This window comes from Bittarella massiliensis (ex Durand et al. 2017) (genome assembly GCF_001486165.1).
In the GTDB taxonomy this organism is placed as follows: Bacteria; Bacillota; Clostridia; order Oscillospirales; family Ruminococcaceae; genus Bittarella; species Bittarella massiliensis.
In genome coordinates, this window is record NZ_LN908977.1 from 996177 (window position 1) to 1020105 (window position 23929).

The following is a 23929-nucleotide window of genomic DNA, read 5'->3' on the forward strand; positions in this document are numbered from 1 at the left end:
CACCTCCCCCCCTCACTGGAAAGGGCAGCGCGCCACCTCTGGGCGTACCCCATCAAAGCCATTGCAAGGGCTGTCTCTTATACACAGCGAGAGTGGATAAGGGACAGCGTCCAGCCGCACCAGGGCCTGGGGGTAGGCCAGGCTGAACAGCCCCATCACCAGGTCGATCACCGAGCCCCCCGCCCCGCAGACAAAGCAGTGAAACCGCCGCTGGTCGTAGGCGAAGTTGGGCCCCTCCCCCCCGTGGATGGGGCAGGCGATCCGCCCCCGGGGGGAGGTGGGCAGCCCGTAGCGCCGCAGCGCCTCCGGCAGGCTTACCCGGACCTTGACCTCCTCCGCCGCGCCCCTCCCCGCCAAACCGCTCATTTCATAAACTCCCCTTTTGACACATTTCTTCCCCACCTTTCCCGGGCGGGAAGCAGGGTGCCTTCCCCGCCCCCCTGCCGCGGACGCCGGATTTTCCCATGCAGCGCCGAAACGCCCCGCCCTATGACCACTCTACCACGCAAAACCGGTGCTCTCCGTCCGAGTCAAAATGCCCGCGTTCCGACCTCCGCCAGCGCCCGCCGAGCGGCAGCGACCCCCAAGCAGGGCCTCCCCCGCCCCCACCGCAAACCAGCCGCCCCTCCCCGCAGAGGGCGGCCCGCCAATGCCACACAAAAAAAGCCGGGGCAAGCGATCGAACGCCTGTCCCGGCCCGGGAAGGATGCGTCACTCCCTGAAAAAAGGAAGCCGCCCGGCAGCTTATAAGGGCAAATCCCAGCAAAAGAAATTCGCCCGAAAGGAATCCCCCTCGGCGAGAGTTCCCCCGCCCAAAAGAAACCCCTCCCCCCTTTCCAACCCGCAAAAAAACTGCTCCCCCAAGGGCCCCACACTCAAAAAAAGGGCGGCCCGCAGGCCGCCGAAACTGCCAGAAAGAAACCCGCCTGTCCGAAAGGAGCCCCCCTCGGCGAGCGTTCCCCCGCCCAAAAGAAGCCCCTCTCCCCTTTCCAACCCGCAAAAAACTGCTCCCCCAAAGGCCCGCACCAAAGAAAAAAAGGGCGGCCCGCAAGCCGCCGAAACTGCCAGAAAGAAACCCGCCTGCCCAAAGGGCGAACCTTCTGTCGAGAGCTCCCCCACCCAAAAGAAGCCCCCCCTTTCCAACCCGCAAAAAACTGCTCCCCCAAGGGCCCCTCACCAAAGAAAAAAGGGCGGCCCGCAAGCCGCCGGAACTGCCAAAAAGACGCCATTTTCATTTCTCGGATGCGAGCGCAAAAAGAGCGCTGAACGCAATCGAAATCGGGTCCAGCGCCGCGCTGTAGGGGTGTGCCCATCCTGAGCGCCATTGCATTTTTAAGAGGAACGCGGGGAAATCGGACCCGCACGGCGAACGAGACCATACATCGAACTGCCGGGCATCCCGCCGAATGGGGCGTCGTCCCTCTAACACAGATGACGGAGCATGATATACTCTTCATCCTTTTCGTCTACGATTTCAAATCCAAGCTTTTTGTACATGTTCAGTGCGCCATTCGCCTTCTGCACCGCCAAGGAAGCTTGCCGGTAGCCCTTTTCTTTCAATTCATCGAGCATCGCCTTCATCAATGCCGTGCCCATGCCTTGACTCCGGTATCCCCTGTAAAGCGAAATCGCAAAAGAGGGTGTTTCATCGTCGATATGCCCATAATCGTCCATCACGCGGACCCATACAGCCCCAACGACCCTGCCGTTCACCTCTGTAACATAGCAAATATCGCTGTCCCTCTCCCCAAAAGCAGATGTGTAGACCTGAAGTTCCGGCCGGTCGATGATTTCCCTTGGCGGCGGTGCGACCCCTTTCGGAACAAATATTGCTTCATATAGAAAATCAGATAACAGCGGTATTTCTGACTGCTTTATCTTTCTGATCGTATGGTCCATAGCCGCCTCGCCCACTTCCAATTTATCAAAATACGGCATGTTGCCGTCCCCCCATACAGCGCGATTGAAAACACAGAAAAAGACCTATCGTCCCCCAGGGGAAGATAGGTCTTTTGGTGCCGCTGACGAGACTTGAACTCGTACGGAGTCTCCCCCGAGGGATTTTAAGTCCCTTGTGTCTGCCGGTTCCACCACAGCGGCATGCCTCTCTGGCAGCTTTTTCAGTATATCCGCCGGGGCTGCGTTTGTCAAGGCCGCTCCAGCTCCTCCACCAGGGCCGCCAACTCCTCCCGGGTGCAGAGGTCGTTGACCGCCCCCAAAAGCCCCTTGGGGGAGAGGTTTTCCGGCAGGTCCAGCCGCGCAAGCAGCGCCCCCCGCCGCGCCGCGCTGTCAGCTCCCCCCACCAGCCCCCAGTTGTAGAGGTCCAGCCGGGTGATCTCCCGGGGGCGGGGCGCCCCGTCCGCCAGGGCGCCGGCGGTCTGCAGCGCCCGCAGCAGCACCTCCCCCGGCACCCCCTCGACCCCCAGCTTCCCCTCTTTGGAGGGGCGGGCCTTCCGCCGCTCCTTGCCGTAGATGTCGGGGATGTAGGCGTCCACCACGTCGCAGTCGGCCAGGTAGTTTTTCAGGTAGCTGCGGATCTGAAACCCCGCCACGTCGCTGTCGGTGAGGATCACCGCCCCCTTCTGCCGCGCCAGGGTGCGGATCTCCCGCTTCTTCCCCTCGTTGTGAAAGAGGGAGAACCCCCCGCAGGGGATGATGGTCCCCTCCACCAGGTTGGACAGCTTGATCTTGTCGTAGCGGCCCTCCACCACGATCACCCGCTCACAGCGAACCATCCTGCTCCCCCCTCTAGCGCGCCCGCAGCAGCAGGCTGATCTGCACCAGCAGCCGCTGCAAGATCACGGTGGCGTCGGCGCCGGAGGACTTGAGGGCCAGGTCGGCCTCCAGCAGCTCCTCCAATATCTTCACCACCTGCCCGTACTTCAGGCTGCGGCTGTTCTGCACCGCCTGCTTGACCCGAAAATCCCCCGGCCGGTAGCCAAAGGTCTTTTCGATCTGCGAGGTGGCCAGCCGGTCGGCCTGGCCGCACTTGACCTTGTACATGTCGCAGAAGTTGGTGGCCAGGGCCGCCACAATGGTGATGGGCTCCTCCCGGGCGCCCAGCAGGTCCCCCAGCAGGTGGAGCGCCCGGCGCACATCGCCCCGGATCAAAGCCCGCGCCATTTCAAAGGAGGTGCGCTCCACCGTGGGGGCGGTGAAGCGGTCGATGTCCTCCCGCCGCACCGTCTCCCCCAGCCGGTAGCTGCCCAGCTTCTTCAGCTCGTTTTGCACCTTCAGCAGGTCGCCGCCGCAGTGCTCCACCAGGTAGGCCACGTCCCGCTCGGCGATCGCAATGCCCTCCTCCCGGGCGAGGGCCGCCGCCAGCTTGGCGCAGGAGGCCGCGTCCGGCTTGTTGACATCCACCAGCGCCCCCTTGGCGTCGGCCAGCTTGCGCAGCTTCTGGGCCTTGGCCCGCTTGACCTTGTAGCTCTCCTTGACAAACTTCTCCTGGGCGATGAGCACCGTCTCCAGGGAGAGGTAGTCGGCCATCTCCCCCAGCCGCTTGATCTGGGCCTCGCTCATCCCCTCGGGGGAGAGCCCGCTGATCACTAGCACCTTGGGCGGGGTAAAGGAGACGGTCACCACCTCGTCGCCCAGGGCGTCGAAGTCCAGCTCGTCCCCGTCCAGGCGGACGACCTGTTCCTCCCCCGCGCCCAGCGCCTCCAGCAGTTGTGCGGTGAAGCGCTCCATCAGGTAGCGCTGGTCGCCGAAAAAGTAGATGAGCCCCCCCAGGGGCCCGCCCTTTACCGCCTTGGCAAAGTTGGTGGCCGTGTACTTCAAGCTCGCCTCTCCCCTCTCGCCGGGCCGCCCCGCGGCCGCCCGTATCTCTAGTTATTATAGCAAACCGCCGCCCCTTTTTCCATAGGCAATCCGCCGCCCGCCCCACCAGAGGGCAGTTGGGGCCAAGCGCCCTCCCCCCGGCCGCCACCGACGCCGCCCCCCCGCCGCCGAGCTCCCCGCCGTGGCCGCGCCGGAGCGGCGCTCTCCCCATCCATCCCCGACAGACCTTTTCCCCGTGCCGACACAGCGCCCGGCCCCCGCGCACAGCCGGCCAAGAGCTCGCCCGGCAGCCCCTTTCCTTCACCCAAACGCTCTCCCATCGGACAAAAGGGCAGCGCCCCGGCCGCCGCCCGGGCAGAGCATCCTGCCAGAGAGAGGGCCAAGCTCCCCCATCATACCGCCGGCCAAAAGGGCGTTCGCACCCCTCTCCCCCCGCCGAGTGAAATGCCCCCTCGAAAGGAGCGCAAAAATCCCCGGGAAACCCGACGGAGAACCCGGCCGCCGAAATAGCCGTTTTCTTCCACCCCCCTCCGTGCAGCGGCGAAGGAGCGGCCGAAAGAGGGGCCCGCACAAGCCCAGACAGCCCCCCGGCACGGACCGAGACGGCCCCACCAGAGCACCGCCTGCAAAGAGAGCGGCCCGCCGCGCCCTCCTTCCGCCCGGTGCAGCGGCAGAAGGGGTCCACTCCGCCAGACGCCCCAACCGGCCGCAAAAGCAAAAAGGACATGAGGCCGAGGGACTTCCCTACTCGCCCCCGCCAGACATCCCCCCTCGTCCCCAGCCCATTCCCCGCCACCCCAGTACAGCAGCGGGCCACACCCCTCCGTCCCCGCCACAAGCCCCCCTCGCCCCTCCGAGCGCAAAGGGGCAAAAAAGGGGCGGGGCCAAGGGACTGTTCCTCCCTTTGCCCCACCCCCTGCGCGCCTCACAGGCAGGCCCGGTAAATTTCCAGCACGTCGGCCGCGTCCAGGGGAACGACCCCCTCCTGCAGCGCCGGGTTGGCGGCCCGCTCGGCCAGCTCCCCCAACTGTCCCCCGGTGACGCCCAGCTCCCCCAGCCGCTCGGGCAGCCCCAGCACCTGGGTGAAAAAGCGCTGGGTCTCGTCGATGGCCCGGCGGGCCAATTCCTCCTTCGGCAGCTCCCTGTTCAGCCGCCAGACCTGCACGCCGTACTCGGCAAACTTCTCCAGGGTGGTCGCCCGCAGCACATAGCCCATCCAGGCCGGGGCCAAAACCGACAGCACCGCCCCCCAGGGGGCGTCGAACCGGTCGCAGAGCTGCCGTCCCATGCCGTGCACCTCCCAGGGGAGCTTGCGGCCCCAGCCGGGCAGCTCGCTGACGGCCAGCCCCAGGGCCCAGAGCAGGTCGCCGCAGTCCCCCTCTTCCCCCCGCAGGGCGCCGCCCGCGCAGTGGATGCAGGTCTTGAGGATGCCCTCGGCCAACCGCCGCTGCAGATAGGCCCCCTCCCCCGGGGCAAGGTAGAGTTCCAGCCCCCGGCAGAAGAGACCGGCGATCTCCTCCGCCACCTGCCCCCGGTCGCCGGTGTAGGCAAAGACCGGGTCCAGGGCGAGGAGCCGGGGCAGCGGTCCGGGCGATCCCACCGGGGCGAAACCCGGCAGTGCCCCCTCCCTGCCGGAGGAGGCCAGTGTAAAGACGGCGAAGAGGGGGAGGGCCGGCTCCCCGCCCTCTCCCCGCCTGCCGAAGCGGCCCGCCGCCGCAATGGCCTGGGCGCACTGCAGGGTGCGGGCCCCGCCCACGGCGAGGATGCCGTCGAGCCGGTATCTCTGGTAGATGTCGATCCCCCGGGCCACCACCCGACTGCCACCGGACGGGTCCTCCCCGCCCGCCAGGGACGACGGCCCCAGCGCGTCCCGCGCAAACGGCGGCCCCTCTCCCTCGGCCAGATCCATCTCGGTCCAGTGAAAGCCGTGGGCCCAGAGGGTCTCGTAGACCAGGTCGTGCAGCCGCCCGCCGATCACCCGCCCGTCGTAGAGCACCATCAGCTTGTCCAGGTGCCCGCGCACCGCCCCGATGGCCCGGTCAAAGACCTGGGGACCGCTGATGAACTCGGTGTCGACCCGGCCGCAAAACTGTGTCATATCGTTTCCTCCCCTCGCCGTGCGGCGCCCCTTTGCCGCCGTCTCTCCCTTTCCCCTATTGTAGCGGCCGGGGAGAGATTTGAAAAGAGTATGTAAAAAATTCCCACGTCTCTCCCGCCCCCGCCCAGCTCCACCGGCCCGCTCACATCGCTGGAGAAAGGGAACGCCGTCCCCTTGACCGGCCGCGCCACCCCAGCGGGAGGCAGCCCTCCCCATGAAAGCTTCCCCCCCTCACTGGAAAGGGCAGCGCGCCACCTCTGGGCTGTCCCCCATCAAAGCCATTGCAGGGGCACACCAGCCCAATTACAGCACCGCTCCTGCCGGAGATACCGTCCCCTTGACCGGCCGCGTCGCCCCAGCGGAAGGCAGCCCTCCCCACGAAAGCCTCTCCCCCTCACTGGAAAGGGCAGCGCGCCACCTCTGGGCTATAACCCCATCAAAGCCATTGCAAGGGCACACCAGCCCAATTACAGCACCGCTCCCGCCGGAGATGCCGCCCCCCTTGACCGGCCGCGTCGCCCCAGCGGGAGGCAGCCCTCCCCATGAAAGCTTCTTCCCTCCTCACTGGAAAGGGCAGCGCGCTACCTCCGGGCTGTACCCTATCAAAGCTATGCGCAGTCGGAGATGCCGCCCATCCCCTCAACGGCCTACCCAAGTCGGTCCTCCCCTGCAGCAATAACGGCGCCTCCCCCTCGACCAGACATCCCCGTCTCTCGCCACGCCTGCCCCCTCTCCCGCACCGCCAAAGCCTGCGCCCGCCGCTCCCCTCCTCACCCCGCCAGCAGCCACCCCCCCAGCGCCTGTCCCTTATCCCCATCTAGATGTGTCTACGAGACAGCTTTGGAGGGGCGGGCCGTCCGCCGCTCCTTGCCCGCCGCCGCGCCAGCAGCAAAAGCAGCAGCCCGGCCGCCGCCGACCCCGCCGCCAACACCCCCTTGGCCAGCGGGGAGAGGGGCAAAAAATAAGCGGCCTCCAGGGACAAAAACCAGCCAAAGCCGATCGTCCCCAGAGGCCGCTTCACCAACTGCCCCACCTCATCAGTGGGCGGGCCGCAGCCCGCCGCAGTCTGTCCTATTTTTCAAAAACGGGAAGTTTGTCCAAAAAGATGATGTCGTCGCGGTTGGCGGCATCGCCCTCGGCCAGCACGGTGGCCTTGCCGACGATGTTGCCGCCGGCCTCGTTGACCAGCACTTCCATGGCGCGCAGGGAGTCGCCGCCGCTGATGACGTCGTCCACGATCAGGATGCGCTTGCCCTTGAGCACGTCGGCGTCGGCCTTGTCCAGGTAGAGGTCCTGCACCTTGGCGGTGGTGATGGACTTGACGCTCACGTGGATGGGGTCGGTCATGTAGAGCTTGGTCATCTTGCGGGCCGGGTAGTAATTCTTGCCGCTCTGGCGGGACATCTCGTACGCCAGGGGGATGCCCTTGGCCTCGGCGGTGACGATGTAGTCGAATTCCGGCACGATCTTCAGCAGCTCTCTGGCGCAGGCGATGGTGATCTCCACGTCGGAAAACATGACGAAGGCCGCAATGGACAGGTGGTCGTCCACCTTGCAGATGGGCAGCTGCCGCTTGCACCCGGCGATCTCGATCGGATAGAACTTTTCCATGCTAAACTCCCTTTACACCGCTTCGGCGGCCCGCCCCCGCAGGGGCCGCGCCCGCCGAAACTTTTTTTGGGCCGGGCCTCTCCCGGTCCCCCGTTTTGCCCCCCTCACGCCCCTGCGAAGGGGGAAAAGGGAACGCCGGCCGCCCCCGGGGGGACAGCCGTCCTCGGCTATTATAGCACAACTTCCCCCGCAATAAAGGGGAAACGCCAAAAAAGGGGCGAAAAATTTTGCCCCGCCTACTCCTGTTCCCCGCCGCCGCAGGTCTCGACCAGCAGCCGGAAGACAGCCAACATGTCCCCCCGGGTGGCGGAGAGCATCTCCGGGTGAAACTGCAGCCCCAGGGCAAAGGAGCCGCCCTGGCGCTCGATGGCCTCCACCACCCCGTCCTTGGCGGTGGCGGCGGTGAGAAAGCCCTCGGCCACCCGGTCGATGGCCTGGTGGTGCAGCGAGTTGACCTGCGCCGTCTCCCCCAAAATGGGGGCCAGCACCGACTGGCTGTCCACGCTCACCGTGTGGCTGGCCTGGGTGGGGTGGCTAGGCTGCAGGTGCTGCACGAAGGAGGAGGAGAGGCTGGGCAGGTCCTGGTGGAGGGTGCCGCCGCAGACCACGTTGAGGATCTGGCAGCCCCGGCAGATGCCCAGGATGGGCAGTTCCGCCTGCAGCGCCAGCTTGCAGACATACATGTCAAAGCGGTCGCGCCGGTCGGAGACGGCGGTGAGGTTTTGGTGGGGTTCCTGCCCGTAGAGCAGGGGGTTCACGTCGTGCCCGCCGGTGAGCACCACCCCGTCGCAGAGCTCCAGCTGGGCCTGCACCACCGCCCGGTCGCCGGTGATGGGAAGCAGGATCGGCACACCTCCCGCCCGCTGGACGGCGGCGATGTACTCCTCGTGCACATAGTCGCTGCTGCAGCCGAAGAACACCGGGTCGTCGTGCACGGTGGTGCCCGCGGTGATGCCGATCACTGGTTTTTTCATACGAATCACTACCTTTTACATATTGGCGCTTTGCCTGCAATCAGTATACCAAAAAACACAAAAAACAGCCAGTGCCCAGGCTCATTTTCTACCATTGTATCAGTTTTTTCCCCTGTTCAGGTGCAGATTGCCGGACGACCCCTCCCCAGCCTGTATAAAGCTACTTGCCTTTACAGTGCTTGCCGTCCATTCCGCAGCCGTCCCCCAGGGAAAAATCCCCCCCTCCTCCCTCCAAAAGGCCCTGCCGCTCCCGACCCGGCCGCCTTCCCCGCCCAGGCAGGCCGTGTCCGGAAGGCAGCGCTAACGCTGCTCCCGTCCCGACTGTCTCCCCGCCCAGGTGGGCCGTGTCCGGAAGGACAACGCCGCCATCTGCTTCCATCCCGACCGTCTCTCCTGCCCAGACGGGCCGCCCGGAAGGGCAGCGCCTTCATCCACTCCCATCCTAGCCGTCTCCCCGCCCAGGCAAGCCGTGTCCGAAAGAACAGCACCGCCACCCGCTCCCACCCCAGCCGTCTCCCCGCCCAGATGGGCCGTGTCCGAAAGGGCAGCACCGCCACCCGCTCCCCGCGTCTCCCCCCTTGCCGGCAGCCCCCTGAAAAAGAAGGAGGGGCGGCGGTCCCGGTGCCCTCCGCACCAGAGCTGCCGCCCCTTGGCCGCTTCTCCCGTTTGGTCCCACCCGCGCCGCGGCAGCCTGTCCGCCGGGGCGCGTCGAAACGTGTAAAGTCCATCCCCTTTATAGGTTGGGCAGGTCCTCCCAACTGGGCTTCCGGGGCGCCTCCTCGGCTTTATGGGAGCCGTCCTCCCCCTCTCCTCCCCGGTGGCCGTAGAGCAGCCCGCAGATCAGGGAGGTGGCGGGGATGGTCAGGAGGATGCCGAAGCTGCCCACCAGCGCCTGCAGGATCTCCACCACGATCATCTCCCGGTTGAGGATGTAGAGCAGGGAGTCGTTGTAGGCAAAGAGGAGGAGCACCACCGACAGGGAGCTGCCGATGTAGGCCAGCACCAGGGTGTTGGCCATGGTGCCCAGGATGTCCCGCCCGATGGTGTAGCCCGAGCGCACCAGGCTGTGAAAACTCGAGTTGGGCAGCTTCCGCTTGATTTCGTAGAGGGAGGCGGCGATGTCCACCGCCACGTCCATGATGGCCCCCACCGCGCCGATGATGATGGCCCCAAAGATGATGGCCTTCAGATCCAGCGGCTTCTCCCCGTTGAGGTACATCAAAAACATCGAGTTCTCGTCCACCATCCCCGTCAGGCGGATGATCTTGTCCATCCCAAAGGTCAGCAGCCCGGTGATCAGCACCCCCGCCGCGCAGCCCAGCCCGGCGGCCAGGCTCTTACGGCCCGGCCCGTTGACGATGAGCAGGGTCATCACCACGATGAAGGCGCAGACCAAAATGGCCCAGAGGTAGACGTTTTGGCCCGAGAGGATGGCGGGCACAAAGACCGCGAAGATGGCGGCGATGGTAAAGCCCAGGGAGAGGATGGTGTTGACCCCCTTGGCCCGCCCAAAGGCAAAGAGCACCAGGCAGAACGCCACTCCCAGCCAAATCAGGGCGTCGCTGCGCACCCGCTCGGCCCAGATCCAGTCGGTGTCGGCCTGCTCGTCGGGGTTGTGGGTCAGCAGCACCTTGTCCCCCGCCTGCACCTGGTCGGGCTGCCCACCCATGAGGGGGTCGAGCTGCTGCTTGGCAAAGAGCACCTGCCCCTTGCGCGCCCCGGCGAGCACCTCCCCTTTAAAGTAGGTGCTGTCCTGGGTGGTCTGGGTGATCCCGTCGATGACCACCTGGCTGGGCACCCGGGCGGTGATTTCCACCACCCGCACCTTCACCGTCTCGGCGGCGGTCCCATCGCCCTGCAGCGCCAGGCCCTCGGTGGCGATCTTGTTGCCGCCCCAGAGCAGCAGCACCGAGCAGAGCACCGTCAACAGGTAGATCAGTTTCTGCTTCACGCGTCCGTCCTCCCTCTCTTCCGTCCGCCCCTGTGGCGGGCAATATTGTACCAGTATACCGTCCCGCCGCCGCCCTCGTCAACCGCCGGGCAATGTCAAATTTCCCCGCCGGGCAGCAAAAAAGGGGGCCATTTCGCCCCCTCTCCCGCCGCCATCTAGGGGGCGGGCCGCCGTCCCGCCCACACACACGACTGCCGCAAGCGGGTGTCCCCCTATTCCCCGTCCAGGCAGCTCTCCCCCTCGCTGAAACGCCGGAACGGCGACCTCCACCGCCCGTTTCCAAATGGCAAAGGACCAGCAGTGCGCGCGGCCCCCACTGTGAGGGCGGGCCCTCTGTGGGAAAACGTCAAAGCAACCCGGGAGAGGGGCCTCAAAAGGGCGCTCTCCCCCTTCCCGTCCCCCCTCATTCCTCCGGCAGTAGGAGGGGGAAGACCGGCAAAGCGATGCGCCCATCTCCCAGGCAAAAGGCCCTCTGCGGGGAATATCTCCCCCGCAGAGGGCGTCCGCAGAGGCGCAGAGAGGGTCCGGCCGCCGGACCCGACCGGGCTTTCTTTCAGAGGAGCCGCTCCAAGGCACAGCCGCTCCGCTCTCCTCGGATACTACTGCAAGCGCCTCCCTCAACAGCGCGCCGCCGTACCCGGCGACAAACAGCAGCCCGCGCCAGACAAAGCGCCCCCTCCGCGAGAACGCCCCGCAGAAGGGCCGGGGCACCGCCCCCCAAAAGCCCTCTTTGCCTTCCCCCGCAGCCAGCCAGCCACCCCGGCGGGCCATCCGCCCGCGCCGGCCTCTCTGCCGGCCTAGTCCTCCTCCCCTGCGGCCGCGGCGGCGCTGGTGTCCAGCCAGTCGCTGTCGGGCCGGCAGAGGAGCCGGGCGTCGATATAGGCCTCCCGCAGGGGGAGGATGGTCTGTCCCTGGTAGTTGCCCGACTGGGTCAACTCCACCACCAGCGCCACGTCCACCCGGTCGTCGCGCAGCAGGGCCAGGGGGAGCATCAAACTCATCACATTGCGGGTGGGGAAGAAGCAGGGCAGGGCGGTCTTGAAGTTCCACCGCACCCGCTTCTTGGCCAGTTCCACCGCCTCGTCCACCCGGCTGCAGATGCGGCGAAAGTGCTTGTCGCCGCTGTCCAAAAAGGCCCGCAGCCGGTCGTAAAGGGCCTTTTGCTCCCCGGGGCGGCCCTCCCGCAGTTCGCAAAGCACCGGGCGCATCTCCCCGCTGTCGTAGAGCACCTCCTCCAAAAAGTCCAGGGGGAGGCGGTTGACGTTGTCCACAATGATGTGGTGGCGGTCGAGGATCAGCTCCCGCTCCAGGTCGTAGAGCAGGTCCTCCTTGCGGCGGAAGTAGCTGGCCGCCTGGGGCAGGGGGTTGAAGCTGTCCACCAGCCGCTTGCCCGCCCCCCGCGAACCGGCGGTACAGAAGCAGTCAAAGGCCCAGGGGGTCTTTTCCGGCTGGGCGTTGGGGAGGAAACAGGCGTAGATCTCCTCGTAGGTGTGGTCCACCAGCCCGGTGTTGAAGGCCGCGAACTCCCGCCGCCCCTCCCGCTCGAGGATGCAGACCTTCCCCTCCTGCTTGAGGCGGTAGAAGGTGTACTTGATGTAGCGCACCAAAATGGAGTAGTCGTCGGCGTTGTCCCGCGAAAAGCTCCAGCGCTCGGGCAGGGCCATCTGGGCCAGGGTGCGCAGGAACTCGGTCATGTTCCCCAGGTAGGCGAACTTGCCCAGCTCGTCCCCGGGGCGGCTGTTGTCCCGGTCGTAGCCCACCCAGTTGACATACCAGCCGTAGCTGCCGCCGGGGCTGGCCTCTTTGAAGGAGGCGACCACCCCTTCGCCGGTGGTGCCGGTGAGGGTGGTGTCGAAAAACCAGGCGTCCCCCCGGCGCTCGATCCGGTCGTCCCGGTAGGCCGCCCGGTACCCCTCCATCAGCTGGGCGGTCTGCTGGTGGCTCAAATAGCCGCCCCGCAGGCCGGTGAGCAGGTAGTTGGCGTTCTGCACCGCCGCCTTGGTGAGGAAGATGTTCCCCTCCATCCCCTCGGGAATGGGGCGCTCTCTCCCGCCGCCCGGGGGTGTCTCCTCGGGGGCGGGCGCAGGCTCCTTCGGCCCGGCAGGGGCCGCCGGCGCGCCCTGCGCCCCCTCCCCCTCGTACCGGGGACAGGGGCGCAGCACCACCTCTACCACCGGCGGGTCGAACTCCTCCCGGGTCAGCAGCTGGGCAAACTCCTCCAACTGCTCAAAGGCGGTCTTCATCTTGTACACCCCTAAGCTGACCTTGGTGTACCCGGCGGCAATCAAATCGCTGCTGGCCTGGGCCAGGGGGATGGGCTCCCCAAAGGGGTGCAGCCCCGTCAGCAGCCGGTAGATCTCCCCCCGCACCTCCTCCGAGAGGGCGGCCGCCTCGGGCCGCAGCTCCCCGCCGATGCGGTATTTCAGGTAACAGGGCCGGTCCCGGGCCGGGTTGCTGTTTTTCACCAGCAAGATCTCCACCCCGCCGTCCAGGGAAAAGCCGAGGCCCTCCCCCTCCCGCCGCAGGGTACCGTCCGCCCGGGCGCCCTCGTAGGCTGCACAGAGCCGCTCGAAGAGGGTCCCCTCCTCTACCTGTAACCGCTTTGCCAGGGAGTGGACCACCCCCCGGTCGATCAGTTCTTCCAGTGGGCAGTCCTCCCACCGCATCTCCTCGCCGTCCATCCATCTGCTCCTTTGCCGCAAAATCGGCCGCCCGCCGGCGGCGCTCAAACTGGTCTTATTGTACCATCATCCGCCGGCAGTGACAAGGCACAGCCCGTCCCGGCGGGGGGCGGGATAGAACCCCTTTTCCCGGCAAGCCGTTCCCCACCGCGCAGAGGGGCCGCCCCCTCTGCGGCCGGGCAAAAGGCCCCCTTTTTCCCAAAAGGGTCGTCCTTTCCCCCGCAGACCCGCACCCGCCGCCCCATTCGGTGGCCTCTCCCCCCAAAACGCCCCCTCCGCCCCAGGGCGTTGGAAGAAGGCCCCCCGCGCCGCAACCGCCCCTCGTCCAGCCCCCGCGCCAGTCTCCGCGCGCCCCCGCGCGCCCCGCAAAAATTGCCTGCCCCCTCCCCGCGCAGACACCCACGCCGCCGCTCTCCCCACCCACTGCCGGACTGCCCCTTCCCCCAAACCGAGCAAAAAAAGAGAGACGCGCCGCCCGCAGGCAGTGCGTCCCCCTTCCCGTTTCCCCCTCACAGCGAGAGGAAATAGCGATAAAAATCCAGGTCTCCAGTTAGTTCCGGGTGAAAGGCGGTGGCCAGCAGCCGCCCCTGGCGGGCCGCCGCGATCTGTCCCCGCACCCGGCAGAGCACCTGGGCCCGCGGCCCCACCCGCTCGATCCAGGGGGCGCGGATGAAGACCAGCGCCCGCTCCTCGGGCCCCACCTCGGCAATCGCCTGGCGGGCGGTAAAGCTGTCCAACTGGCTGCCAAAGGCGTTTCGCCGCACGGCGATGTCCATCGCCCCCAGGTGGGGGTCCTCCCCCACCACCTCGCCAGCCAGGAGGATGGCCCCGGCGCAGGTGCCCCAGGCGGGCATCCCCTCCGCCAACCGGCCCTTCAGCGGCTCCCAGAGACCGGCGCGCCGCAGCAGCCGGCTCTGGGCGGTGCTCTCCCCGCCGGGCAGGATCAGCGCCTCGGCCCGCGCCAGGTCGGCCGGGGTCTTGACCGGCAGGGGCCGCACCCCCTCCAGCCGCCCCAGGCAGGCCAGGTGCTCGGCAAAGGAGCCCTGCAGGGCCAGCACCCCGACGGTCCTCTCTCCTCCCGCCATCCTACCAGCCCCGGTTCTCCATCCGCTGGCTCTCGGGGATCTGGGAGATCTCCACGCCGCGGATGGCCTCCCCCAGATCGCGGGACACCTCGGCGATGATCTTGGGGTCGTTATAGTAGGTGGTGGCGGTGACGATGGCCTTGGCCCGCCGCTCCGGGTTCTCCGAGCGGAAGATGCCCGAGCCCACGAACACCCCTTCGCTGCCCAGCACCATCATCAGGGCCGCGTCGGCCGGGGTGGCCACCCCGCCGGCGGCAAAGTTGACCACCGGCAGCCGCCCCTCTTCGGCCACCTGGCAGACCAGCTCGTAGGGCGCGCCGATCTCCTTGGCAAAGCTCATCCGCTCCTCTTTCGGCAGGGAGCACAGCCGGGCGATCTCCTCGCTCATGCAGCGCTGGTGGCGCACCGCCTCGACGATGTTGCCGGTGCCCGCCTCCCCCTTGGTGCGGATCATGGCCGCCCCCTCGCCGATGCGGCGCAGGGCCTCCCCCAGGTTGCGGGCGCCGCAGACAAAGGGCACCGCAAAGGCCCGCTTGTCCAGGTGAAAGCGGTCGTCCGCCGGGGTGAGCACCTCGCTCTCGTCGATGAAGTCGATCTTCATGGCCTCCAGCACCCGGGCCTCCACAATGTGGCCGATGCGGGCCTTGGCCATCACCGGGATGGAGACGGCCGCCTGGATCTCGGCGATCATCTTGGGGTCGCTCATCCGGGCCACGCCCCCCTCCCGGCGGATGTCCGAGGGCACCCGCTCCAGGGCCATCACCGCCACCGCACCCGCCTCCTGGGCGATCTCCGCCTCCCGGGGGTTGGTCACGTCCATGATCACCCCGCCCTTGAGCATCTGGGCCAGGTTCCGGTTCATCTGTTCGCGCTCTGTCATCTCACGCTCTCCTCTCGTCGCCCCCCAAGCGGGGGTTGCATTTGGTATGGGGCCATTGTACAATCATACTGTTCCCTTGAAAATATACAATTTTATTATTTTTAGTAAGGACAGTTTGCAATGGAGAGTTTTGTTTTCGCAGTGGACCGCGCCAAGCCGGAGCCCCTCTACGCCCAGCTCACCGGGGCGGTGCGGCGGGCGGTGGCGGCCGGGCAGCTCCCCTCCGGGGCGCAGCTCCCCTCGATCCGCGCCCTCAGCGCCAGCTTGGAGGTCAGCAAGACCACGGTGGAGAGCGCCTACGCCCAGCTCCTGGCCGAGGGCTATATCGCCAGCCGCCCGGGCAGCGGCTACACCGTCTCCCCCCTGGGGGTGGTGCCCCCCCTCCACCCGTCCGGGGCCGCCGGGCCCGCCGCCGTCCCCGCCTCCCCCGTGCGCTACGACTTTGCCGCCAGCGCGGTGGACGCCTCCCTCTTTGACCGCCGCCTCTGGAAGCGCTACCTGGGCCGGGCGCTGGAGACCCAGGCCGCCATGACCAGCTACGGCGACAGCCAGGGGGAACCCGCCCTCCGCCGGGCCCTCTGCGAGTACACCCGCCGCTCCCGTGGGGCCGTCTGCACCCCCGAAAGCCTGGTGGTGGGGGCCGGGGTGCAGAGCCTGCTGCAGATTTTTTGCACCCTGCTGGGGCGGGACGGGCGGCCCATCGGGGTGGAGCACCCGGGCTTTTTGCAGGCCGAACAGGTCTTTTTCGACCACGGCTTCCCCGCCGAGCCCTTCTCCCTGGAAAAGCTCCTCGCCCGCCGGGAGAGCCCCTACCCCGCCATCTACCTGAACCCCTCCTCCCCCTACCGGGGCCGCCCCCTCGCCGCCGGGGAGAAGCTCCGCCTCCTGGCCTGGTGCCAGCAGACCGGCACCTACCTGTTGGAGGACGACTACAACGGCGAGTTCCGCTACGCCAAACAGCCGGTGCCCGCCCTGCAGGGGCTGGCCGAGAACGACCGGGTGGTCTACCTGGGCTCCTTCTCCCGGCTGCTGCTCCCCTCCATCCGCATCAGCTACATGGCCCTGCCCCAGCCCCTGCTGGCGCGCTACCTCCCCCTCAAGGGCCGCTACAACCCCAGTTGCTCCACTCTGGAGCAGTTGGCCCTGGCGGGGCTGATCGCCGACGGCCACCTGGCCCGCCAGATCGGGCGGATGCGCCGCCTCTACGCCGAGAAGAGCCGGCTGCTGCGCCAGTGCCTCGCCGCCTCCTTCGGCCCCCTCTGCCGCCCCGGCAGCTTTGCCAGCGCCCTCCAGCTCACCGCCCGGCTGGAGCTGGAGGAGAGCGCCGCCTCCCTCTGCCGCCGGGCCCTGGCCGCCGGGGTCAAGCTGCGCCCGGTGCCCCCCCTGACCCCAGGGGAGCGCCCCCAGGTGCTCTTCTCCATCTCCGCCATCCCCCGGGAGGAGATCGCCCCAGCGGTGGAGACCCTGCGGGCCTGTTGGCTGCCCTGAACGGTCCCCTTTTTCCCCCTCTCTCATAGGATGGGGGCAGCCATAGGAGAGAGGAGGCGTATACATGCCGCAACAAGAATTGTTTCAGGACATCACCCCCCAGGCGGCCCGGGCCCTGATGCAGGCCCACCCCGAGGCGGTGATCCTCGACGTGCGGGGCCCGCAGGAGTACCGCTCCCGGCACATCCCCGGGGCCCTCAATCTGCCCCTGGAAAAACTGGTGGAGCGGGCCCCCGCCCTGCTGCCCAACAAGGACGCCCTGCTGTTGGTCTACTGCCAGATCGGGGTGCGCAGCCTGCGGGCCAGCGCCCTGCTGGCCGGTCTGGGCTACCGCCGGGTATGCCACTTCGGCGGGATCGAGAGCTGGCCCTACGACACGGTGTCCGGCAGTTAGGGCCCGCCGTCACCCCCCCTCTGCACAGGAAACGCCCCCGGATAGACGACCGCTTGCCGCCTGTCCGGGGGCGTCTCTCTCCGCCCGGTGCGCGCCCGGGCAGCATACTCCCCGCGCCCCTTGCCCCTCGCGCCTCCCGTGAAGGCCCTGGCACAGCGGGCAAGTCCCCTTTCAAGACCTAGCCCCCGCATCAGAAAAACATCCGCTTTCCCCACAACCCGACCGGCAGAGAAAAAGGGGGTCCCAACCGCCGTCTGTTCCCCATACTTCTCTGCGGCAAAGGGATAAAAAAGGCCGCCCGACCACCGGGCATCCCCTTTCCCGAAAAACCTCCTGCCCGCTCGGGTCCTGTGGACAAATATCCCCCATTGGCAGCGACTGGACTCCTCTTCCAACCTTCACCGTCCGCAACAAACCGGCCGAAAGGGACCTCCCGGCGACAAAACAGCTTCCCTTACGCCAAACTACATCCCCGTCCGGACTCTGTGACCAAGTGCCCGCCCAACCCGGCGGCGGTGGCTCCTTTTCCCACCAGCACCACTTCCCCGCGCCTGCGGCAAAGCGGCTGCGATGCGACCACCCGAAAACAGGGCAGCCCTTCCCTCATAAAGTCGCCCATACCCAATCGGCGAAAAGCCTCTCCCCATTGGCGCCGGCTCCCCGCGTCTGCGACAAACCGGCCAAAAGGGGCCTCCCGGCGGCAAAACAGCTTCCCCTACGCCAAACCACATCCCTGTCCGTGTTCTGTGACCAAGTGCCCGCCCAACCCGGCGGCAGTGGCTCCTTTCCCCACCAGCACCAACTCCCCACGCCTGTGTCAAATCAACTGCAAGCGACCACCTGACCGCAGAACAGCCTCTCCTGCGCAAAGCCGCTCACCCGCCGGGACACACTGCTAAGCCCCCGTCCAACCGACAGCAGAAGAACCTCTCTCCGCCCAGCGCCGGTCCCTCACAGCCCATCCGCGGCCACCTGGCAAAGGCTCGACCACCGGGCATCCCCTTTCCCGCACCCCCACTCCACCCAAACCGCCCGGCTGCTTTTCCTCCCCCTCCCCCGGCAGATCCCCCCCGCCGCAGGGGGCCAGAGACCCGTCCCTTCCCTTCCCGGCCGACGCCCCCTCCTCCCCAACCCAACAAAGAGAGCCAGCCCCCGCAGGGACTGGCTCTCTTTCATTTTGATTCCGATTCCCTACCGCGCCTTGGCGGCCCGCTCAAAGAGGTCGGTCACCTCTCTGCCCGGCGCCTTGTCGCAGAGGGAGACGACCAATACCAGCGCCAGGGCCAGGAAGAACCCGGGGATCAGCGAGTAGAGGCCGGTGGCCTTGCAGACCGGCAGGTTCTCCCACAGCAGCACCACGGCGCCGCCCGAGACCATCCCGGCGATGGCGCCCTTGAGGGTCATCCGCTTCCAGAAGAGGGAGAGCAGGATCACCGGCCCAAAGGCCGCGCCAAACCCGGCCCAGGCGTAGGAGACCAGCCCCATCACCGAGCTGGTGGGGTCCAGCGCCAGCAGGTAGGCCAGCACCGACACGGCGATGACCGCCCCCCGGCTGACCCACATCAGCTCCTTGTCGCTGGCCTGGGGGCGCAGCAGGGGCTTGTAAAAGTCGTTGGAGACCGCCGAGGCGGTGACCAGCAGCTGGCTGTCGGCGGTGCTCATCACCGCCGCGAGGATGGCCGAGAGCAGCACCCCCGCCAGCAGTCCCGGGGCCAGCCGGCCCACCATCTGCATGAAGATGACCTCGGCCGCCGCGCTGTCGGCGTAGACGATCCCCTCCTGGGTCAGGTAGACATACCCCACCATGCCGATGACCACCGCCGCCGTCAGGGAGATGACCACCCAGATCATGGCGATGAGGCGGGAGCGCTTGATGAGGGAGCGGCTCTTGATGGCCATGAAGCGGGTGAGGATGTGGGGCATCCCGAAGTAGCCCAGCCCCCAGGCCAGGCTGGAGATGATGGCCGTGAAGGAGAGGGCCCCCTGGGGGCTGTTGAAGAAGCTGGTGAAACTCCCCCCGGCGATGGATGTCAGGGTGGAGAGGGAGAAGTCGGGCACGTTCATCACCGCCAGCACCGGCACCAGCACAATGGCGCAGAACATGAGGATGCCCTGGATCAGGTCGGTCCAGCAGACGGCCAAAAAGCCTCCCAAGAAGGTGTAGGCGATGATGATGAGCGCGCCGATGGTGAGGGCGGCCACATAGCTGTCCATCCCCAGCACGTACATGAAGAGTTTGGCCCCGGCGTTAAAGGCCGACGCGGTGTAGACCAGGAAGAAGACGAAGATGATGACCGCGCAGCACAGCCGCAGCACCTTGGACTTGCTCATAAAGCGGTTTTCCAGGTACTCGGGGATGGTGATGGCGTCGCCCGACAGCTCGGTAAAGCTGCGCAGCCGCCCGGCCACCACCTTCCAGTTGAGGTAGGTGCCCAGCCCCAGGCCGATGGCGATCCAGGAGGCCGAGAGCCCCGAGATGTAGGCCGCCGCGGGCAGCCCCATGAGCAGCCACCCGCTCATGTCCGAGGCCTGGGCGCTGATGGCGGTGACCCAGCTCCCCAGGCCCCGTCCGCCCAAAAAGTAGTCGGACAGGTTGTTTGATTTGTTGAAAAAGAACACCCCGATCCCCACCATCAACAGCAGGTAGAGAACGAAGGTGATCAGTGTGGTGACACTGACTTCCACAGAAAAATCCCCCTCTTTTCAGATCGTTGCCGCGCCCGGGCCCGAGGGCCCGACGCAGAGATATTTGTATTATACCTTTTTTTGGACCCAACCGCAATGTTCGATTTGGAATATTGTAAAACCTGTGGTATAATAGCGGTCGAATGCCGAAAAGGAGGGCAAAAAATGAATATACGAGACTTCGCCCATGCAGATCGAGACACATTTCTCACCCTCTCGCGGGCCTTCTACCACACCGACGCCACCGATCACGACATCCCCGACGCCTACCGGGAGAAGACCTTTGCGCTGGCGGTGGAGAAAAGCCCCTATGTGCGGGGTCTGCTGCTGGAGGAGGGGGGCGCCCCCGCGGGCTACGCCCTGCTCTCCCTCTCCCACACCTGCGAGTTCGGCGGCCTGTTGGTGCTGCTGGAAGAGCTCTACGTCGACCCGGCCTTTCAGGGCAGGGGGCTCGGCCGGGCCTTCTTCGACTGGCTCTTCACCGAGTACCGCGAGGCGGCGGCCTTCCGGCTGGATGTGACCGCCGAGAACGAGGGGGCCATCCGCCTCTACGGGCGGCAGGGCTTTCAGTTCCTCCCCTACCGCTGCATGGTCAAACCCAACTGACTTTCCCTTTCCAAAGCGCCAAAAGCGGCGGTCAGCCCACCCGGGCCGGTCGCCTCTTTCTCTATCTGTCCACCCCAGCGGCGGCAGGCCTTTTGGAGGCGCAAAACGCCGCGGGCCGTCGCCGCCCCAGCGGCCGACAGGGCACCGCCCCTCCCTCTCCGCCAGCCTGCAGGTGGAAAAAGTCTGCCCACGCCCGCACTCCCAAATGCAGTCCCCTCGGCGTCGCCCCCGGCAGCGCCCAAGGGGCTTCTTCTCCCCCCGACCCAATCAAAGCCACCGGCCAACCCCCGGTGTGCGCCACCCCTAAAAGGAGACCATGCGGGCCTTGCCCCCGAGGGCATCGATCGCATCCCGCCCGCCGCCACCGGCCAACCGGGCCGCCCTCTCTTGCGCCTTTCGCGCCCTTCCTCTCACCCCGCCACCGGCAGAGCCGGAGGACAGGGCGCCAACGGGACCGCTGCGACCACCCACACATCCGCTCGCCCGCTCCGGCCGCGTAAGGGCCCGGCGACGGCAGGCAGGCGAAGACCCGCCGAAATTTCGCTTCCCCTGCACTTGCACTGCCTGCCCTATGGCCAAGGAAGCGTTCTTGTGACATCCTCTTCGGGTCGTCCCTCCGCCGCTGGCAGTCCGCTCAATGCCGCAGCAAACGCCCCCTTTGGGACATCTCCCCCGGCGGCTCCCGCCGACAAAATAAAAAAGAGGGCCCGGCGCACCCCGCGCCGGGCCCTCCCTCTATTTTTTGCTCCCCTCGGCCTACTGCCGGCTCTCCCCCTCTTTGCGCCGACCGGCCAGGCGGTGGAGCCATTCCAGCACCGCCGAAGGGCTCGCCTGGCCGCCCAGCTTCTGCTGGCAGTGGTCGGCCAGCAGGGAGAGGAGGGCGAAGATGGCCGCCGAGAAGAAAAACCCCAGGGCCAGCCCCTCCATCACCTGCATCAGGGGGGCCATCCGCAGGGTGGCCTCCTGCAGGACGGTGTCGCTGAAGGCCACCTGCACCGTCCCCCGGCTGGCAAAGAAGCGCAGCAGGTAGCAGACGGCCGCCAACAGGGTGAAGACGGCGGTGGCCAGCCGCAGGCTCACCGTCCAGCGCTGCAGGCGGCGGATCTCCTTTTGCACCGGGTCGCCGTAGAGGGTGTAGCAGTAGGCCGCCAGGCAGACCGGCTGCCCCATCTTCCGGCGGATGCGCCAGTCCCGCATCCCGGCGGCCCGCTTCTCCTCGATCTCGCGGCGCAGGTCCGCCTCGATGAGGGCCTTGTCCCCCTCGGGCAGATCGATTTTCTTGAGGGTCTTTTGCAGATAGGTGTCCATCTTCACCGGCGATTCCTCCCTTTTTTGAGCCCTTTATTTGAGGGTGGCGATGGTGACCCCCGCCTCCCCCTCGCCAAAGGTGCCCAGCCGAAACCCGGCCACGTTCTTGTGCCGCTTGAGGTAGCTGTGGATGCCGGCGCGCAGGGCCCCGGTCCCCTTGCCGTGGATGATGGAGATCTGCTCCATCCCCGAGAGGACGGCCCGGTCGATGAAGCCGTCCAGCTCCATCACCGCCTCGTCCACGCTCTGGCCCCGCAGGTCGATCTCCAGGGCCGCGCGGCGGGTCTTCTGGCTGCTGCCCGCCACCCGGCGGGCGCTGCGCTCGCCGCTCTTGGGCATCTTCTTGCCCGAGAGGCGAACGTCCTTCATCTTCACCCGGGTCTTGATGGCCCCGGTCTGGATGGTCACGTCCTCGCCCTTGATCTCCACCACCTCGGCGGGGGTGTTCATCTCCCGCAGGGTGACCACGTCCCCCACCTTCAGGGGGCGGGGCAGGGTGTAGTGGTCGTCCACCTGGGGCTGGCTGCCGGCCACGTCGTAGAGTTTGTCCACCCGGTTGCGCACCGCGCCGGGGGTGAGGGCGGCGTCCTTCTTGCGGTTTCGCTCCTTGATTTCAGCGATGACCGCCTCCGCCTCCCGCTTGGTCTGTTCAATGACCCGCTGGGCGGCGATGTGGGCCTCCTCCGCCTCCTGCTTGGCCGCTTTGAGCTGGCGGTAGAGCTCCTTCTCGGCGTACTCCTGCTGGCGCTTTTGCTTGGCGGCGTACTGCTCGGCCCGCTCCAACTGGCGGGTGAGCTCGCTGCGCTTCTGCTCCAGGCTCTCGATGACGTCCTCGAACTTGATGTCGTCCTTTTGAATGTAGCCCCGCGCCGCGTCCAGCACCATCCTGCTCATCCCCAGCTTGCCGGCGATAGCAAAGGCGTTGGAGCGCCCCGGCACCCCCACGATGAGGCGGTAGGTGGGGCGCAGGCTCTCCACGTCGAACTCGCAGCTGGCGTTCTCCACCCGCGGCTCCTTCAGGGCGTACATCTTCAGCTCTGCGTAGTGGGTGGAGGCGGCGGTGCGGCAGCGGGCCGCGCGCAGGTGTTCCAGCACGGCGATGGCCAGGGCCGCCCCCTCGGTGGGGTCGGTCCCCGCCCCCAGCTCGTCCAGCAGCACCAGGGAGCCCCGGCCCGCCTCCTTGAGCAGCCCGATGATGTTGACCATGTGGGAGGAGAAGGTGGACAGGCTCTGCTCGATGGACTGCTCGTCGCCGATGTCGGCGTAGACGTGGGCGAAGTAGTCCACCCGGCTCCCCTTCTTGGCGGGGATGAGCAGCCCGCTCTTGGCCATGAGGGCAAAGAGCCCCAGGGTCTTGAGACAGACGGTCTTGCCGCCGGTGTTGGGCCCGGTGATGACCAGGGTGTCGAAGTCCCGCCCCAGGGAGATGTCGATGGGCACCACATCCCCGGCGGCGATCAGGGGGTGGCGGGCCCCCCGCAGGTCGATCTGCTGCTCGTCCCCCATCTCGGGGGCGGTGCAGTCCAGGGCCTTGGCCAGCTTGGCCTTGGCCAGCAGCAGGTCGATGGCGGCCAGCAGGTCGTAGTCGGCCAGCAGGTCGGCCTTGCAGGAGACCACCAGCTCGGTGAGCTCCTGAAGGATGCGCTCGATCTCCTCCTGCTCCTTGCCCCGCAGCATCCGCACCTCGTTGTTCAGGTCCACCACCGCCATCGGCTCCACAAAGAGGGTGGCCCCGCTCTGGGAGGCGTCGTGCACCAGCCCGGGCACCTGGGTGCGGAACTCGCTCTTGACCGGCAGCACAAACCGCCCGTCCCGCATGGTGACCAGGGCCTCCTGGAGATATTTCTGCTGGGAGGAGGAGCGGAGGATGTCCTCCAGCTTCTCCCGCGCCCGGTTCTGGGCCCGCAGGATCCCCCGGCGGATGGAGTGCAGCTCCGGGCTGGCCGAGTCGGCCAGCTCCTCCTCGTTCAAGATGGCGTCCCCCAGGCGGCGGTAGATGCCGTCGTGAAAGGTCAGGTAGGCAAAGTAGGGGTCCAGCAGCCCGCTGCCCACCTGGCGGCTGTTCTGGTACCAGTCCTGCACAGTGCGGCAGGCGCCCAGCAACCCCCGCACCCCCAAAAGCTCTTTGATGGAGAGCACCCCGCCCTTGTCCGCCCGGGTCAGGGGCCGGGAGAGGTCGCTCACCCGCCCCACCCCGGGGTCGCCGTAGCGCAGCAGCAGGGTGTACATCTCGTCGGTGCGCGCCAGCGCCTCCCTGGCCTCGTCGGTCGAGGGGCAGAGCAGGTCCTCAAAGGAGAGGGTCTCGTTTTTCTCGCAAAAGGTCTTTTTTTGCAGCTGGAGCAAAATCTTGTCGAACTCCAGCGTCTTGTAGTGTTTTTCCGCGTTCAA

At 67.0% G+C, this 23929-nt stretch carries 18 protein-coding genes and 1 tRNA gene; 3 read left to right on the forward strand and 16 right to left on the reverse strand.

Features of this window, described 5'->3' with window-relative positions:
• Nucleotides 1-12 precede the first annotated feature (12 nt).
• The 13 genes from BN3266_RS11635 to pdxS all read right to left on the reverse strand — a co-directional run bounded on the left by BN3266_RS11635 (nucleotide 13) and on the right by pdxS (nucleotide 15060).
• Nucleotides 13-366, reverse strand: coding sequence for a CHC2 zinc finger domain-containing protein (locus BN3266_RS11635; RefSeq protein ID WP_059005262.1), 354 nt, complete (start codon nucleotides 364-366; stop codon nucleotides 13-15).
• Between the two features lie 1056 nt (nucleotides 367-1422).
• Nucleotides 1423-1899, reverse strand: coding sequence for a GNAT family N-acetyltransferase (locus BN3266_RS11645; RefSeq protein WP_059005595.1), 477 nt, complete (start codon nucleotides 1897-1899; stop codon nucleotides 1423-1425).
• A 114-nt stretch (nucleotides 1900-2013) separates the two neighbouring features.
• Nucleotides 2014-2100, reverse strand: a tRNA-Leu gene (locus BN3266_RS11650).
• 47 nt (nucleotides 2101-2147) lie between these two features.
• Nucleotides 2148-2735 (reverse strand): ribonuclease M5, encoded by a 588-nt coding sequence (locus tag BN3266_RS11655; protein ID WP_059005264.1) that lies wholly within the window; start codon nucleotides 2733-2735, stop codon nucleotides 2148-2150.
• Between the two features lie 13 nt (nucleotides 2736-2748).
• Nucleotides 2749-3780: a DNA polymerase III subunit delta gene (gene holA, locus BN3266_RS11660; RefSeq protein WP_059005265.1), complete on the reverse strand. Its 1032-nt coding sequence runs from the start codon at nucleotides 3778-3780 to the stop codon at nucleotides 2749-2751.
• A 925-nt stretch (nucleotides 3781-4705) separates the two neighbouring features.
• Nucleotides 4706-5878: a dehydroquinate synthase/iron-containing alcohol dehydrogenase family protein gene (locus tag BN3266_RS11665; protein WP_059005266.1), complete on the reverse strand. Its 1173-nt coding sequence runs from the start codon at nucleotides 5876-5878 to the stop codon at nucleotides 4706-4708.
• Nucleotides 5879-6695: 817 nt separating this feature from the next.
• Nucleotides 6696-6902 (reverse strand): hypothetical protein, encoded by a 207-nt coding sequence (locus BN3266_RS11670; RefSeq protein WP_059005267.1) that lies wholly within the window; start codon nucleotides 6900-6902, stop codon nucleotides 6696-6698.
• 47 nt (nucleotides 6903-6949) lie between these two features.
• Complete coding sequence (locus BN3266_RS11675) at nucleotides 6950-7489, reverse strand: phosphoribosyltransferase family protein (protein WP_021659837.1); 540 nt, start codon at nucleotides 7487-7489, stop codon at nucleotides 6950-6952.
• Between the two features lie 236 nt (nucleotides 7490-7725).
• Nucleotides 7726-8463 carry a gamma-glutamyl-gamma-aminobutyrate hydrolase family protein gene (locus tag BN3266_RS11680; protein WP_059005268.1) on the reverse strand — a complete coding sequence of 246 codons (738 nt, stop codon included), beginning with the start codon at nucleotides 8461-8463 and terminating at the stop codon, nucleotides 7726-7728.
• Between the two features lie 733 nt (nucleotides 8464-9196).
• Entirely contained in the window at nucleotides 9197-10414 is a 1218-nt protein-coding gene (locus tag BN3266_RS11690; RefSeq protein ID WP_075109751.1) for a YibE/F family protein, read from the reverse strand.
• Between the two features lie 797 nt (nucleotides 10415-11211).
• On the reverse strand, nucleotides 11212-13095 hold the full coding sequence (locus tag BN3266_RS11695; RefSeq protein WP_059005270.1) for a DUF3825 domain-containing protein: 1884 nt from the start codon (nucleotides 13093-13095) through the stop codon (nucleotides 11212-11214).
• A gap of 509 nt (nucleotides 13096-13604) precedes the next feature.
• Nucleotides 13605-14180 carry a pyridoxal 5'-phosphate synthase glutaminase subunit PdxT gene (gene pdxT, locus BN3266_RS11700; RefSeq protein WP_059005271.1) on the reverse strand — a complete coding sequence of 192 codons (576 nt, stop codon included), beginning with the start codon at nucleotides 14178-14180 and terminating at the stop codon, nucleotides 13605-13607.
• 1 nt (nucleotide 14181) lies between these two features.
• Nucleotides 14182-15060 (reverse strand): pyridoxal 5'-phosphate synthase lyase subunit PdxS, encoded by an 879-nt coding sequence (pdxS, locus tag BN3266_RS11705; RefSeq protein ID WP_044993025.1) that lies wholly within the window; start codon nucleotides 15058-15060, stop codon nucleotides 14182-14184.
• 120 nt (nucleotides 15061-15180) lie between these two features.
• Here pdxS and BN3266_RS11710 point away from each other — a divergent pair, with 120 nt between their 5' ends.
• On the forward strand, nucleotides 15181-16548 hold the full coding sequence (locus BN3266_RS11710; protein ID WP_059005272.1) for a MocR-like pyridoxine biosynthesis transcription factor PdxR: 1368 nt from the start codon (nucleotides 15181-15183) through the stop codon (nucleotides 16546-16548).
• A 64-nt stretch (nucleotides 16549-16612) separates the two neighbouring features.
• Complete coding sequence (locus tag BN3266_RS11715; protein WP_082671821.1) at nucleotides 16613-16942, forward strand: rhodanese-like domain-containing protein; 330 nt, start codon at nucleotides 16613-16615, stop codon at nucleotides 16940-16942.
• A 1191-nt stretch (nucleotides 16943-18133) separates the two neighbouring features.
• On the opposite strand, the gene putP is transcribed toward BN3266_RS11715, so the two are convergent.
• Complete coding sequence (gene putP, locus BN3266_RS11725) at nucleotides 18134-19627, reverse strand: sodium/proline symporter PutP (protein ID WP_021659841.1); 1494 nt, start codon at nucleotides 19625-19627, stop codon at nucleotides 18134-18136.
• Nucleotides 19628-19792: 165 nt separating this feature from the next.
• Between putP and BN3266_RS11730 the strand changes: the two genes are divergently transcribed.
• A complete protein-coding gene (locus BN3266_RS11730; protein WP_059005275.1) occupies nucleotides 19793-20233 on the forward strand; it encodes a GNAT family N-acetyltransferase in 441 nt (146 codons plus the stop codon).
• A 756-nt stretch (nucleotides 20234-20989) separates the two neighbouring features.
• Here BN3266_RS11730 and BN3266_RS11735 read toward each other — a convergent pair.
• Nucleotides 20990-21547 (reverse strand): hypothetical protein, encoded by a 558-nt coding sequence (locus tag BN3266_RS11735; protein ID WP_044992461.1) that lies wholly within the window; start codon nucleotides 21545-21547, stop codon nucleotides 20990-20992.
• Nucleotides 21548-21574: 27 nt separating this feature from the next.
• Nucleotides 21575-23929, reverse strand: coding sequence for an endonuclease MutS2 (locus BN3266_RS11740; RefSeq protein WP_059005276.1), 2355 nt, complete (start codon nucleotides 23927-23929; stop codon nucleotides 21575-21577).

What these genes read in the sequence shown, in the direction of transcription:
- BN3266_RS11635 (WP_059005262.1), bottom strand. Translation starts at nt 366, where the DNA reads ATGAGCGGTTTGGCGGGGAGGGGCGCGGCGGAGGAGGTCAAGGTCCGG.
- BN3266_RS11645 (WP_059005595.1), bottom strand. Translation starts at nt 1,899, where the DNA reads ATGGACCATACGATCAGAAAGATAAAGCAGTCAGAAATACCGCTGTTA.
- BN3266_RS11655 (WP_059005264.1), bottom strand. Translation starts at nt 2,735, where the DNA reads ATGGTTCGCTGTGAGCGGGTGATCGTGGTGGAGGGCCGCTACGACAAG.
- BN3266_RS11665 (WP_059005266.1), bottom strand. Translation starts at nt 5,878, where the DNA reads ATGACACAGTTTTGCGGCCGGGTCGACACCGAGTTCATCAGCGGTCCC.
- BN3266_RS11675 (WP_021659837.1), bottom strand. Translation starts at nt 7,489, where the DNA reads ATGGAAAAGTTCTATCCGATCGAGATCGCCGGGTGCAAGCGGCAGCTG.
- BN3266_RS11680 (WP_059005268.1), bottom strand. Translation starts at nt 8,463, where the DNA reads ATGAAAAAACCAGTGATCGGCATCACCGCGGGCACCACCGTGCACGAC.
- BN3266_RS11695 (WP_059005270.1), bottom strand. Translation starts at nt 13,095, where the DNA reads ATGGACGGCGAGGAGATGCGGTGGGAGGACTGCCCACTGGAAGAACTG.
- pdxT (WP_059005271.1), bottom strand. Translation starts at nt 14,180, where the DNA reads ATGGCGGGAGGAGAGAGGACCGTCGGGGTGCTGGCCCTGCAGGGCTCC.
- pdxS (WP_044993025.1), bottom strand. Translation starts at nt 15,060, where the DNA reads ATGACAGAGCGCGAACAGATGAACCGGAACCTGGCCCAGATGCTCAAG.
- BN3266_RS11710 (WP_059005272.1), top strand. Translation starts at nt 15,181, where the DNA reads ATGGAGAGTTTTGTTTTCGCAGTGGACCGCGCCAAGCCGGAGCCCCTC.
- BN3266_RS11715 (WP_082671821.1), top strand. Translation starts at nt 16,613, where the DNA reads ATGCCGCAACAAGAATTGTTTCAGGACATCACCCCCCAGGCGGCCCGG.
- BN3266_RS11730 (WP_059005275.1), top strand. Translation starts at nt 19,793, where the DNA reads ATGAATATACGAGACTTCGCCCATGCAGATCGAGACACATTTCTCACC.